This window comes from Microbulbifer variabilis, assembly GCF_020524905.1.
Classification (GTDB): Bacteria; Pseudomonadota; Gammaproteobacteria; order Pseudomonadales; family Cellvibrionaceae; genus Microbulbifer; species Microbulbifer variabilis_A.
The window spans coordinates 30,944-44,496 of the sequence record NZ_JAIVKI010000019.1 but is presented as its reverse complement, the minus strand read 5'-3'; the positions used below and the strand labels follow the sequence as shown (position 1 = coordinate 44,496).

At 45.9% G+C, this 13,553-nt stretch carries 11 protein-coding genes; 4 read left to right on the top strand and 7 right to left on the bottom strand.

Going from position 1 to position 13,553, the window contains the following annotated elements:
* Nucleotides 1-561: 561 nt before the first annotated feature.
* The 7 genes from LC073_RS17800 to LC073_RS17770 form a co-directional block, all read right to left on the bottom strand.
* Complete coding sequence (locus LC073_RS17800) at nt 562-1,485, bottom strand: DMT family transporter (RefSeq protein WP_226648667.1); 924 nt, start codon at nt 1,483-1,485, stop codon at nt 562-564.
* 789 nt (nt 1,486-2,274) lie between these two features.
* Nucleotides 2,275-3,111, bottom strand: coding sequence for a 23S rRNA (adenine(2030)-N(6))-methyltransferase RlmJ (locus LC073_RS17795; protein ID WP_226648666.1), 837 nt, complete (start codon nt 3,109-3,111; stop codon nt 2,275-2,277).
* A gap of 1,349 nt (nt 3,112-4,460) precedes the next feature.
* Nucleotides 4,461-4,940, bottom strand: a complete 480-nt coding sequence (locus LC073_RS17790; protein ID WP_319004741.1) for a GH12 family glycosyl hydrolase domain-containing protein — start codon at nt 4,938-4,940, stop codon at nt 4,461-4,463.
* 25 nt (nt 4,941-4,965) lie between these two features.
* On the bottom strand, nt 4,966-5,316 hold the full coding sequence (locus LC073_RS17785; RefSeq protein ID WP_226648665.1) for a hypothetical protein: 351 nt from the start codon (nt 5,314-5,316) through the stop codon (nt 4,966-4,968).
* A gap of 477 nt (nt 5,317-5,793) precedes the next feature.
* Nucleotides 5,794-7,185: a class II 3-deoxy-7-phosphoheptulonate synthase gene (locus tag LC073_RS17780; protein ID WP_226648664.1), complete on the bottom strand. Its 1,392-nt coding sequence runs from the start codon at nt 7,183-7,185 to the stop codon at nt 5,794-5,796.
* A 68-nt stretch (nt 7,186-7,253) separates the two neighbouring features.
* Nucleotides 7,254-8,444 (bottom strand): aromatic amino acid transaminase, encoded by a 1,191-nt coding sequence (locus tag LC073_RS17775; protein ID WP_226648663.1) that lies wholly within the window; start codon nt 8,442-8,444, stop codon nt 7,254-7,256.
* Nucleotides 8,445-8,469: 25 nt separating this feature from the next.
* Complete coding sequence (locus LC073_RS17770) at nt 8,470-8,970, bottom strand: MarR family winged helix-turn-helix transcriptional regulator (protein ID WP_226648662.1); 501 nt, start codon at nt 8,968-8,970, stop codon at nt 8,470-8,472.
* A 267-nt stretch (nt 8,971-9,237) separates the two neighbouring features.
* Between LC073_RS17770 and LC073_RS17765 the strand changes: the two genes are divergently transcribed.
* From LC073_RS17765 to LC073_RS17750, 4 genes are all read left to right on the top strand, one after another.
* On the top strand, nt 9,238-10,371 hold the full coding sequence (locus LC073_RS17765; protein WP_226648661.1) for a homogentisate 1,2-dioxygenase: 1,134 nt from the start codon (nt 9,238-9,240) through the stop codon (nt 10,369-10,371).
* 76 nt (nt 10,372-10,447) lie between these two features.
* Nucleotides 10,448-11,077, top strand: a complete 630-nt coding sequence (gene maiA / locus LC073_RS17760) for a maleylacetoacetate isomerase (protein ID WP_226648660.1) — start codon at nt 10,448-10,450, stop codon at nt 11,075-11,077.
* A 273-nt stretch (nt 11,078-11,350) separates the two neighbouring features.
* A complete protein-coding gene (locus LC073_RS17755; RefSeq protein ID WP_226648659.1) occupies nt 11,351-11,635 on the top strand; it encodes a 2TM domain-containing protein in 285 nt (94 codons plus the stop codon).
* Between the two features lie 333 nt (nt 11,636-11,968).
* On the top strand, nt 11,969-13,444 hold the full coding sequence (locus LC073_RS17750) for a ricin-type beta-trefoil lectin domain protein (protein ID WP_226648658.1): 1,476 nt from the start codon (nt 11,969-11,971) through the stop codon (nt 13,442-13,444).
* Nucleotides 13,445-13,553: the final 109 nt, after the last annotated feature.

The following is a 13,553-nucleotide window of genomic DNA, read 5'->3' as shown; positions in this document are numbered from 1 at the left end:
TGACCATTGATTTAAAATCAACTAATTCAACCCAGCAACAAATATCTTTACATCACCCAAAGAAAGAAATCAGTTTAACAACGCATTATAAATACCTAATAAATAGTTTAATAAATATTCTTACTGATGGAATATTTATCGGTAACTAATTACGATCCGCTTTAGCAATCAATCACCTAATAACTCAAAATTGATAATCGTTAAGCAATGAACATCCTATCATAACCTTATAAAAATTATATATAGCTCCAACATCAGTTACTAGGGAGCCTCTGAACATTCAATGATACCTCTGACCTAAAGCCTGGTTCGCAATGAAGGTGCAGCTTCGCAAGAGTGTTCAGACCCATCAAAAAGTAGCAACGCAGAGTGTGAATCGCTCTGAAAGCCCCATAGAGCTGGATTTGAAAACTATAGCTGCTATGTTACATACTAAAAAGGGCTATGGGCGTTCTCTGCAAGTAATATCTGAAACCAAGCTTCATAGCCCGCAGAAACATTTCGGAAATATTCAGAGACTCCCTATATAAATGCATTTAAGTCAATCCTGAATCACAAGAATCAATTTGCCGGATTTGAAGTGTTTCTAATACTTCTCTTTTCCTTCTTGAGTATACGTTTTAAGGGATTCCCCATTGTACGCCCGGCATCAGAAGCATAGATACCTGCGCCCAAAACTATTACGGCTCCAATTAAGGTAAGATTATCCGGCAGATCACCAAAGATAATAAAACCAATCACTATAGCCCAAAATAACAGGGTATAACTAAAGGGCTGTAAAGTAGAAGCTGGTGCGAAGGTCAAGGCTTTGATCAATAAATAGTGTCCCGTTGCGCCAAGAAGCCCATTCAAAATCAGCAATTGCCAACCTGTCAATGTTGGTTCAATCCAATAAAAAGGCGCCAATGCCCCGAATACCAGAAGTCCAATCAAAGCGGTATAGAAGACCGTCGTATTGGAACTATCAAACTGGGCAACTCGGCGTGAAAGGACTTGATATGTTGCCCACAAGATCGCTCCGCTGACGGGGATAACAGTATGCCAACTCATAACCCCTAGCCCAGGCCGAATAATAACAAGTGCACCTATAAAGCCTATCGTCACCGCAACCCAGCTCCTTCTGTCTACCTTCTCGTTCAGATACCATCCAGCCATCAAAATAGCGAACAATGGTGCCAATGCTGCTATAGCATGTACATCAGCCAAAGGCATTAGACTAAAAGCAATGATGAAAACCGTAACCTCAACCACAAGCAACAATGACCGTATCACTTGGGTGCCAATAACGTTACTTCGAATTTTATTTAACTGACCCGTTAGGCCAGTTATAAGAATTACAATTAAGAAAAATATCGCAAAACGGATCACCATGATTTCAACAATAGGGTAGTTTTGTACGAGCAATTTTCCAGTAGCATCCATACCAGCAATACAGAGCATCGCTAAAATAGTTAGAATAATTCCTTGACCGAATTTTATATTCAATTTTTTTCTCCTGAAGATAGTATCCGAGCAAGCTTACTTAAGTTGGCCAGATTAACTACGACATTTACCTTTCTCACACTAACTTACTGTAATGGCAGTCTTTACACTCCTTGCTCGGATGTGCTATTAATTCATGACTCCAGTAATACCATGAGTTAAATATGAAATCCCGGCATCAATTAACTACTGAGCTATCCGAGGAGTAGCATAGCGAAATTTAAACTTTTCAAGAGTGTCTTTCGCTCACTCTATATCCTTATTTCCCCAGAAAACCATGAATTTTTTCTCTATATAATCGGCAATTATGGCCCGATGACAGCATTTCAAAACACTGACTCACCAAGCAAATTAAATACATATCATATGCCTCACCTATCCACATGCCTCACCTATCAGTGCGCACTTTACTCTTGGCGGTTGAGAAGTACGCAGCGGCTGAACTCACCGCTGCCTTTTTTGGAAGCTCAACCTTCTGACAGGACTCATGCACTCCCTCTTCAAGCAGAGTACTTAAGCGCTTTCTTGCCTGGATTAATTCACCCCCTTCAGTATTGTATTGCCTCTCTTTGAGCCGATTGATGGGAAAAAAGATTGTTCGGTTGAGAAAGCTTGGCTAGATTTTACATAGAGCCGCCTGCTATGAATGATTTTTAATCAGTTTTAATGGGGCACACAGGCAAATTATTTTTTCTATAGCCTGAACGTCTCGATAGCCGGCACAGGTTTGCTACATTCGGTATCGAGGCGTATAACTAACTGAATTATTATTTTATATTACCGGATCAAAGACTACTCATCAACTATGATCTCACACTTGTAAATAGGTCTATTCACTTGTGTAATTTCCGAGGCAATTTTAGGAAGTAGTTGTGACATTTTTTCGTAGAGTTTCCATGGGGGATTTATTACGATCATCCCTGAAGAAGTCATACCTCTATTATTTGAGTCATCAGATATGCCCACTTCAAATCTTTGGATATCCCTTATACCACTTTGAACTAATCCTCTCTCCATCTTGGCAATACATTGCCTGTCTACCACGGGGTACCAGATAGCATAAATGCCACGGCTAAATTTTTTGTGCATTTTAATAACACGGTCAATTACCATCTGGTATTCTGATTTAATCTCATAAGATGGATCGATTAATATCAAGCCCCGTCTACTGGGTGGTGGGACCAATGCCTTAAGCCCATCAAATCCGTCTTTATGGTGAACTCTCATATTTTTTGAGTGAGAAAAATTGCTCCGCAAAAGGTCAAAATCTTTTGGATGCAACTCAAACAACCACCCCCTATCTTGTTCCCGAAGGAAGAAATTTGCGATAGCAGGCGAACCTGGGTAAATATTTATAATGTCGGATTCATTGAAAGAGTGTATGACCTGATAGTATTTATCAATCTCTGGGAGTTTATCAAATTCCAATTTACCAACACCTTCGGTGTACTCCTGCAACTTCTGTGAATCAGGGCCCCTAAGGTCGTAAAGGCCTACTCCAGCATGAGTGTCGATATAATCAAAAGGGGAATCCTTTTTAACAAGATGCTCAAGTATTTCCACCAAAACTATATGCTTAATAAGATCAGCAAAATTTCCTGCATGAAATGAGTGACGATAACTTAACAATTGATGAGCCCTTTAAATATTAGGTTTCATTACTTACTTTTTGAAAACATTAATTCTTCAACATCGCACCAGTTATAGGCGCCGCCCACATACATGGAGCCCTCTGGCTCTGAATATGACTCTCGTGATAGATTGTCACTATGGAATCCTGCTGATTATCTAATTTCAACGCATTCCCGCCTAAAGCTATTTGGGTTGATATTGGTTGTTCTTCATATTCAAAGCCAGAATCAATTAACTCCGAGGCAATCTTTATGCGATGAAATAGGAATTTCTCTAATCCGATACTTTCGTTCTCGAACTAATAAACTTCAACCTTTGCGCTTTTAGCCATTGTCTTATTTTGTAGATCCATTTTATCCATAGTTTCAATTCTGATTCGGCTTAACGCCCACAATCAAGGCGACTCTGGCCGTATTATACGTGAATAGAGGAGCGAAGCCATTGCGTAAATGAGCAAAAAATAATACACCCCATGGAAGTAGCCGAAGCCTAGCAACCTATGATTGTTATGTGTCTCCTAGCTACGAGAGACATTTAGCTACCCACCTAAAAACCACTCTAACCAATACAGAAAACGATAGCACTAGAATTGAAACTGAGAACAGCATTTCAGGGCCAAAAATTCTACTTATATTAAGCGATGGCTCTTGATTTAGAAAATAGAAAATGGCTGCCCACAATGCGAGCCATGCTGAAATTGCCCCCAAAAAAAGAAGAATCCTTCCCCAAGGCAACGCGAGAAGGTGCATAGGTTGCAAAATAAAAAACCAAAATCAGCTTAACCTCTATTACTTACAGATAACACCTCAATATTCGGAAGCAAATACCCCCCCCAAATAAAAATAGCTAAAATAAAAGCCAACCTATTTCTCAAGATTAATTATATAACCCCAAAAGAATAGCGCTCAGAGTATGCGGCCGGCCAAAACAAAGTAAAGGGAAGCTCAATCCGAAATGTGAGTATAGCTGTGATTATTGATTGTTTTTCTCAACATGATCAGCAATACGCTTTAGCTCTTTTGCAATCTCAATATTGCTCCCCAATCACCTTTCGTTAATCTTTTTACCACCTTTGCTCATGGTGCACATAAATATTCAGAAGAAAAATATAATTATAAGAATAGGGAAGCTGGCTACAAATAAGCTTTCCCATACTGATTTTTTCCCGCCTCATGAGCGAAAGATAAAACTGGCATCAGCATTCCTAACAACACATGCATTATACTCTTCGTTATATCTCCTTTAACAGTTAACACCTTGCTCACCGGCACAAATGGCAGAGAGCGTTTTTTATTGAATGGAACGCAGCAACACACAAAATCGAGCGCAGCAGTACGTTTCCGTGTTCAGCGCACAGTAATTTGTTTGGATTTTTCCTCATAATCGACATTAAATTCTTTAACCCATGTTATTCCAGACCCGCTCATAATTTCATTACCAAGCTCGATATCCGCTATGTACAGATCTCGAGAAATCAAACCCTCTTGAATAGCATAATTCAAAAGCTCAAAACCAGGAATGCCTGCCTTTAGAGATGGATTTTTTGCCTTGAATGAAATATATATCCACTTGTTATCGTTTATACCCGACTTGTCTTCCCAGTCGCTCTGATACCAAACTTCCCACACTCTATCGCTGATAATTACTTCTGTATATTTACGGCCCGCAGGATCTAAATGTCCCCCAGTGTAATATGTCCAAAACATGATCTCAGCTGCAATCACAGATTTATTGGGTTCGCTACCTTTATATGCTTCTGTAATAAGCCACATGGTGGTTGAAGTATTATGCTCTCCGTCTGTAATAACTTCTATTTCATGTGAAATATCAATTTTTCCGAGGTCAGATATTTTAAGAGGAAATGGAACTATCGAATTTCGGTTCCGGCATCCACGGTGAAGAACCTATTTTTATTTGAGGCTGTGAATAAATTACTTTACGTCCAGATGGCCATGACCAAGACCATCCATATTGATATTCACCATCAACCAACCTTTTCTCTAAGCATTGATTCCAATCATCACCTCTTGCTGCATCTTTGTTCCATACGTTATTTGTTAATACGCCCTGATCTGTTGAAATCGTGGAATAATTTTCACAAGTGATAGTAATTGAATTTGGTTTTACCCATACATCCATTTCGCTTATACCGCGCTCACAAGCCACAAGAAATACGAAGGCAATCATCAACAGGAATCTCACCGACATCTCCTATTTTTAATGATTCGGCAACTCGAAAATTCTAATACTTAAATAGTGATCATCACGATCGCTATTTCTGATAAAGATTCTCATCATATCCCTAAGTTTCTCTCATTAATCAATCAGATAAAGCTACTTGATACCATTTACAAAATTACAAAAATGATCATCACAATCATTATTACAAATTTTTTTATCGCATCCAACCTATTGATTTCATAGAGCTTTCATCTCCAATCTGTCATTTCCAACAAATAATGGTCACGGTGACCGAAATCTTTGACCAGATTAGCTCAAAAAATGGAAATAAAACCAAAAATAAAAGTTGATAAGACTTAGAGACCATGTCCTACCCACTATCTAGAGGCATCTAAGAGTTCTTAAATTTAATTACACAACAAAGAAAAACCCCTTGCCCAGGCATCAAGCTCAGAGAAAGGGGTTTAAGATTTAACTTTAGCGCAGTGTGTTGGGCCGCTAGGCGATCCGCCCTGCGCGCAACCACTCAGACACGCAGAAAGCCAACTCTAATACTTGGTCGGCATTGAGTCTTGGGTCGCACTGAGTGCGGTAGCAGCTGGCAAGATCGGCTTCAGAAATTTTCCAGGCGCCGCCGGTACATTCGGTAACATGTTGTCCGGTCATTTCCAGGTGGATGCCACCGGGGTGGCTGCCTTCGGACCAGTGTACGGAGAAGAAGTCACGGATTTCTCGCAGGATCTTATCGAAATCGCGGGTTTTGTAGCCATTGCCGGCTTTTACGGTGTTGCCGTGCATGGGGTCCGTACTCCAAACCACGGAGCGCCCTTCTGCTTGTACTGCGCGTACCAGCGCGGGCAATTTATCGGCGAGGGTATCTGCTCCCATGCGGGTAATCAGGGTTAAGCGGCCGGCTTCATTCTCTGGGTTGAGTTTATCGATCAAACGCAGCAACTCATCAGGCTGCATGCCTGGGCCCACTTTTACACCAATGGGGTTGCATACCCCAGAGAGGAATTCCACATGGGCACCGTCCAGCTGGCGAGTGCGCTCGCCAATCCAGAGCATATGTGCGGAGCAGTCATACCATTTGCCGGTGAGGCTGTCGGTGCGGGTGAGTGCCTGTTCGTATTCCATCAACAGTGCTTCGTGAGAGGTGTAAAGCACTGTTTCGCGAATTGCCGGAGTATTCTCTGAAGTCACTCCGCAGACAGCCATAAATTCCAGCGCTTCCTGCAGTCGCTCGGCCAAGAGTGCATATTTTTCGCGCTGAGGATTGTTTTTCAGGAAGCTCAGATTCCAGCCATGCACCTGATGCAAATCGGCCAGGCCGCCCTGGGCGAAAGCGCGCAGTAGGTTGAGAGTCGCCGCCGATTGGTTATACGCGGTGACCATACGCTGGGGATCTGGCTGGCGGGCTTCGGCAGTAAAGTCGATGCCGTTGACAATATCGCCACGATAGCTAGGCAGCTCAACGCCATCGATCGTTTCTGTATCGGCGGAGCGAGGCTTGGCATATTGGCCTGCCATACGCGCGACTTTGACTACGGGCAGGTTACCGGCAAAGGTCAGTACCACCGCCATTTGTAGCAATACTTTAAAAGTGTCGCGAATGCGGTTGGCATTGAAGTCGGCAAAAGATTCGGCACAGTCACCACCCTGCAACAAAAACGCCTTACCTTCCGCTACCTGGGCCAGCTGACGACGTAATTCGCGCGCTTCGGCGGCAAACACCAGTGGCGGGTGGCCAGCAAGCTGCGTGGCAACTTGCGAAACTTCTTCGGCGGAGGTGTATTGGGGTTGTTGGTGTGCGGTGAAGTTTCGCCAGCTCTGCGGGGTCCAGATTTGGGAGGGGGATTCAGACACTGGGGCTCCTAGCTCAACTTCCATCTTTCACTCTTACTTCATTAGGTAACTGTTAAAGGGCGAGCTTTCCGCTCACCCCCAATTTGCCGAATTTACAGCACGCTGGCAACCGCCTTGCAGAAGTATTCCATATTGCTGGAGCTCAAGCCGGCAATACTGATGCGGCTGGAGTCCACCATATAGATGGAGTAGTCCTTCTGAAGTTGTTGTACCTGCTCTGGGCTAATCCCCAGGAAAGAGAACATCCCTTTCTGCTGTCGAATAAAGCCAAAGTCGCCTGCAGCTCCGGCAGCAGCCAGGCCCTCAACCAAGCCGGCGCGCAGTCCGTTGATACGCTCGCGCATCTCGGTCAGTTCTGCTTCCCAGTTCGCTTTCAGGCCCGCATCTGTAAGGATAGATTCCACAATCGCAGCACCGTGGGAAGGTGGCATGGAATAGTTCCCACGAATTGCGCTCAACATCTGGCTGTGGCCTTTATCGGCGCTCTCGCCATTGGCATAGATCACCATGGCCAGTCCAACGCGCTCACGGTAGAGACCAAAGTTTTTGGAACAGGAGGCCGCCACCAGCATTTCGGGAACCGACTCTGCCATCAGGCGCAAGCCGTAAGCATCATCTTCCAGGTTTTCGCCAAAGCCCTGGTAGGCCATATCAATAAATGGTGTAAAACCCTGTTTCTGCGCCATTTCTGCCAGTAATTTCCACTGCTCGCGGGACAGGTCCGCGCCACAGGGGTTGTGACAACAAGCGTGGAACAGGACCACATCACCCTCGCCCACATTTTTCAGAGTTTCGACCATTTTGTCGAACTGCAGGCTGCTGGTGGCACGGTCGTAATAGGGGTAGCTCTTGATGTTCAGGCCTGCATTGCCGAGAAGGGGCACATGGTTTGCCCAGGTGGGATCGCTCACCCAGATGGTAGCGCCGGCTTTAGCGCGATGAATTAGTTCAGCCAGCACGCGCAGGGCGCCACAGCCACCGGGAGTTTGCGCTGATCGCACGCGTCCTCCAACCAGCGCCGGGTGGCCGGTACCCAGCACCAGCTCCTGCATCACCGAATTAAAACCCGGAGTACCCGCAGGGCCGATATAGGCCTTGGTTTCCTCACATTGAAGCAGGCGTGTTTCGGCTTCTTTAACTGCTTGCAAAACCGCTGTGTGTCCGGCTTCATCCTTGTAGACCCCCACCCCTAGGTCAATTTTGCTGGGGTTTTCATCCGCACGGTAGCTGGCCAGCAGGCCGAGAATTGGATCTGGCGGTAGGCTGCTTAAATGCTCAAACATCTGAAAACTCCTCTATTTATCCTATTTATTGGTCAATCAAGCCGCGCTCGGACCATTCCTTAGCGCGAACCATCAGTTTTTCGATAATGCCATCCAATTGCTCTCTCTCCTCTGAGCTAAGTGAAGCAATCAGGTCACTTTCATATTGATGCGCGAGCGGCACTATGCGGGCATACACCTCGCGCCCCAGCTCAGACAGGTTCAAAACCTGGCGGCGGCGGTCCGCAGGATCTTCACTGCGGGTGATGTAATCGTTCTTCAGTAGTGAGGAAACCGCTCGGCTAATGGCCACTTTGTCCATGGCTGTCTGCTCTACCAGTTCTGCTGCGGAAAGATCGGGAAAGCGCCCAAGAATAGCCATTACCCGCCATGCGGGAATGGTGAGATGGAAGCGCGCACCATACGCTTGTGAGATGGCGTTACTCACACGGTTGGAGAGTACCGACAGGCGATATGGTAAGAACTTCTCCAGGCGCAGTTCATCCTGCTTTACCGCCGTCTCCGGCGCACTGTGGTCATTGGTCATGGCTGCTCTCACACCTGCCTATCTTCGAACCCCGGTTGTACCAGATGCCCAATTTATCTAACATTAGTTTCAATTGTAACCACCGTGCACACAAATGTTGCATGGGAGCACACTGGGATACCGGGCAAAATTGGTCGCACAGTATAGGGTTTTCAGCGCCATTTTTGTTAATACAATACCGCTTAAACGCAAAAAACATGCGCAGTAGTATTTGCGGATTGATCGATACTTCACCAGCCGCCCTGCCAGCAAGAAGCGAGGCCGCCCATGAACCAGTGGATCCGCTTTCCCCGCACTGAAGGGAAGACCAGCCGCCAGGCCCATGCAGATTTCCCAGCTAACACTTTTGAGAGGGAAATGGGCAAAGAGGGCTTTTTTGGTCCCTGCACCCACTTCTACCACAGCCACCCTCCTACCGGCTGGAGCCAATTTACCGGTCCGCTTCGACCGCACGCTTTCGATAGCACCAAAATCCTTCATGCAGGTAACAGTCCATGGGACCAGAAGCTCCTGTTACGCAATGAAAAAAGCTTGGTGGGCCTGTGGATCTGCCGGGAACCCATGGATCATTTAGTGCGCAATGCCGATGGCGACCAACTACTGTTCGTTCACAATGGCAGTGGTGAGTTGTTCTGTGATTTTGGACGGCTGAATATCCACGATGGTGACTACATCCTCCTGCCCCGAGGTACCATGTGGCGTCTCTCTCCCACAGAGAATGAGCCACTGGAATTACTACTGATTGAAGCAAGCGGCGGCCATTTCCAGCTTCCAGAGAAAGGCATCCTCGGCCCCAATGCCATCTTCGATGAGGCAATCCTGGATGTGCCAAAGATCGACGAAGCCTTTCTCGCCCAACAGGGGGATGCCCAGTGGCAAGTATTGGTCAAGGCACGCCAGCAACTCTCCAGTATCACCTACCCCTTTAATCCACTAGATGCTACCGGCTGGACCGGCGACAACCTGGCAGTGCGAATCAACTGGAGAGATATTCGTCCCATTATGAGCCATCGCTATCACCTGCCCCCCTCTGCCCACACCACCTTTGTGGGTCCGGGTTTTGTGGTAGCCACTTTTGTGCCGCGCCCCATCGAGAGTGATCCCGGCGCCCTTAAAGTGCCGTTTTTTCACAGCAATGACGACTACGATGAGCTGATCTTTTATCACCGCGGCAATTTTTTCAGCCGAGACAATATTCATCCCGGCATGCTCACACTGCACCCCATGGGATTCACCCACGGCCCCCACCCAAAGGCATTTGCTACCGGCGCAAAATATGCCCGCAAAGCAACTGATGAAGTGGCAGTCATGATCGATAGCCGCACTCCATGGGATATACTCCCCGATGCCCACGCAATAGAGTTTAAGGATTACGTCAACTCCTGGAAAACGCCATCATAACCGGGAAAAGAACCAATAAATTAATCGGCAGCTTTCCCTGCCGACCACCAAAGCGATTGATAAAAAAGGAAAGAGAATGGACCTTTACGGATATTTCCGATCCTCCGCAAGTTACCGGGTTCGCATAGGGCTTAATCTAAAAGGCTTGAGCTATAACTATCTTCCAGTTAACTTGCTGAAAGGCGATCAACACGGCGAGCACTATCGCAGCCTAAACCCTCAGGGGCTATTGCCAACGCTCAATGATGGCGATACCAGCTTGACCCAGTCTATGGCTATTTTGGAGTGGCTGGAAGAAACACACCCAGAACCAGCACTCTTACCAAAAGATACCGAAGCCCGAGCCCATATTCGCGCCCTTGCACAAAGCATTGCCAGCGATATTCAGCCCCTGCAAAACCTCCGCGTGCTCAAATATTTAGTCTCTGAATTCAAAATTACGGAAGAGCAGAAAATTCAGTGGATTCAGCACTGGATTCACTTAGGCTTCACCGCCCTGGAACAACAGTTAAAATTCGCTCCTTTTGCGGCTGGTGACACCCCCGGACTTTTTGAATGTTGCCTACTGCCGCAAGTGTACAACGCCGAGCGTTTTGGTATGGATATGAATCAATACCCCAAAATACAAAAAATCGCTGAGGCTTGTAACGAACTGCCGGCCTTTATTGAAGCCCACCCGGAGAGACAGCCGGACAGCACTGTATAACTTCTATAGAATTATTCGGGAGCCTTGGCAATCCGGGCTCCCAATAAGTTTGAATCGGCAGTCATGGGTATCAGCGCCACCCTAACTTTCTAAAATCGTTCAAAACCAACGGGATTATCAACGCCCAATCTTTACAAAACTCAACTTTCACAGCCCCTTTTACACTTGCCTGCCAGGCCTGGCTGTGGTTAATATCCCCTATATAAACAACAAGATCTGATTACCGCATATTAACTCGGCACCAAATAGCCCGACTTCTCCGAGATCAACAAGATGCAACCTGAGCAGCAAACTTCAGTAAAAGATAAAGAAGCCATTGAGCATGTAAGAAGACTCAAGGGTTTCTATCAACACCTGATCACCTACTTGGTGGTTATTGCTGGCCTTTTTATCGCTAATCTAATCCTCTCTCCCGACTACCTCTGGTCCCTGTGGGCTGCCCTGGGCTGGGGTATCGGAATCGCCTCCCACGCTCTGCGAACCTTTAAGCCTTTTACATTTTTTGGATCTGAGTGGGAGAAAAAACAGGTAGAGAAACGGATGAAAAAGAAACCTTAATTTAAGGTTGTGCCTTGGCAAACATCCCTGAAATTAAGCCTCCCTAAAAGTACTCATTCATTCAGGGAATCCCCACTTGCCAAGGTGAAACTGAAAGTTTCAATAGAAATTTATTTTCCACTAAGAAAAATAATAAAATTTTCAGCTTAAGTCTGCAATCATAAGATTAACGTTGAGAATTACATTCATCAAAGTGCCATCAAAGATTTAGCCATTCACTAAAAAAAACCCTTGAATTGGCAAGTGTCATATCATTTTCATACAACCGTACTAGTATTCCTCCCCTTTCATTCATGGCAGCCTCTATCATTAAAACCCTAGATGGAAACTCTTATGCCAAATAAAATCAGTTTTTCGTGTTTATTCTCGTTAATATTATTTTTCTCTGCAAACACACATGCGAGCACATCCCCCAGCCTCCAAATAATCGCAGACGCCCCACAGGAACAGCATCGCATCGACCAACTCTACTACCTCCAACCTCACAACAGCTACGAGCGCTTGGAAGCCGGTGAAACGCTCACAGACTGGTTGGATAAAGGCTTTCGTTCACTAGAGCTGGATGTTGTCGACCACGGTCCATGGCAGGGCAGCTCATATGGTCCCTATGTCGCCCATGGCCAGAGTGATATCGGCAATCATATGTGTAGCAGTAATGGTGCTGATGATCGGCTGGTTCACTGCCTGAACGACATCAAGGCCTGGCTTGCGAATAATGAGCTCAATGCCCCGCTAATGCTTTATATCGACATGAAACCCGATAGCAACTGGTTTGCTGCCTGGTATGCCGATGAGATCTACTTGTTAGATCAATATATCAAACAACAGCTGGGTGAATTGCAATTCAGTTATCAGGGCCTACTTGCGCACCTAGAGGCCAGCTCATCCTCCTCGGACTATCGCAGCACCCTGAAGAATATTGGCTGGCCTACCCTGGGCGAGCTTCTACCAAGGGGTAAAAAAGTCTTGGTTATGTTTACCGGTGGTCAAAGCGGAAACGTCAATAACCGCATGGAATCAGCACTAGACAACTACAATCTGCATGCATTCCTTTGCCCCGATATTGATACAGCAGATCCCGAAGAATTTTCTGGAAATATTGATTCGATAGATTCCAATAGCTCTAAGCGGATATTTTGCGGCAATGTGAAAGCTGGTGACCACTATCAAGTCACGGCTAATGAGGCGGCCAACACCAAACAGCTGATGCACTTATGGAATAGCTCGGGAGATTTCAACAATACAGACTTTGGCTATGCTTATCTCGCCGTTGCCCACGGAGCTAGCGCAATAGGCATGGACCCCAGCACTGTTGCTAATACGCCCAGCTATACAAGCCAAGCAATCCCTTTTGTCGGGGTTCGAAGAAGCCTGTCGGGTTATATGCGACTTCGCTCAGTCTCAAATAGTGATCTTTGTATGACGGTATCCCAGGGGTATAGTAATGGCTCAAACCTGACGCTATCCAACTGCAATACCAGCAACGAGCAGCAGTTTGTCTATACCGCCGAAGGCCAGCTCCGCCCCAAAGGTAATAATAAATACTGCGTAGACTATAATACCGGCTCTGCAGACAATGGCGATAGGATGCACTTGTGGGATTGTGATGGTGGCAACTCAGAAAAGTGGCAGATTCAACAGGATGGCACTATCCAAAACCGCGATAAGAACTGGAGTTACTGTATTGACGTACCAGGCAACTCTGCAGAAGAAGGCGAGCGCCTACAAATTTATAAATGCAGTAACAACGATATAAACCAGCAGTTTTTACTGGATTCTGTCCCAGATTGGGCTCAAACCAACTTTTAACAAGGTCCTTCCCTGGAGCTCTAAATAAGCACATTGAAGCATAGCAGGGGTATCCGGTAAAATCGGATGCCCTGATAAGGTCTTCTCAATAGCTCAACCTGAAATAAAT

Coding starts and splice junctions, on each gene's coding strand:
- LC073_RS17780 (WP_226648664.1), bottom strand. CDS start 7,185: ATGGAAGTTGAGCTAGGAGCCCCAGTGTCTGAATCCCCCTCCCAAATC.
- LC073_RS17775 (WP_226648663.1), bottom strand. CDS start 8,444: ATGTTTGAGCATTTAAGCAGCCTACCGCCAGATCCAATTCTCGGCCTG.
- LC073_RS17770 (WP_226648662.1), bottom strand. CDS start 8,970: ATGACCAATGACCACAGTGCGCCGGAGACGGCGGTAAAGCAGGATGAA.
- LC073_RS17765 (WP_226648661.1), top strand. CDS start 9,238: ATGAACCAGTGGATCCGCTTTCCCCGCACTGAAGGGAAGACCAGCCGC.
- maiA (WP_226648660.1), top strand. CDS start 10,448: ATGGACCTTTACGGATATTTCCGATCCTCCGCAAGTTACCGGGTTCGC.
- LC073_RS17755 (WP_226648659.1), top strand. CDS start 11,351: ATGCAACCTGAGCAGCAAACTTCAGTAAAAGATAAAGAAGCCATTGAG.
- LC073_RS17750 (WP_226648658.1), top strand. CDS start 11,969: ATGCCAAATAAAATCAGTTTTTCGTGTTTATTCTCGTTAATATTATTT.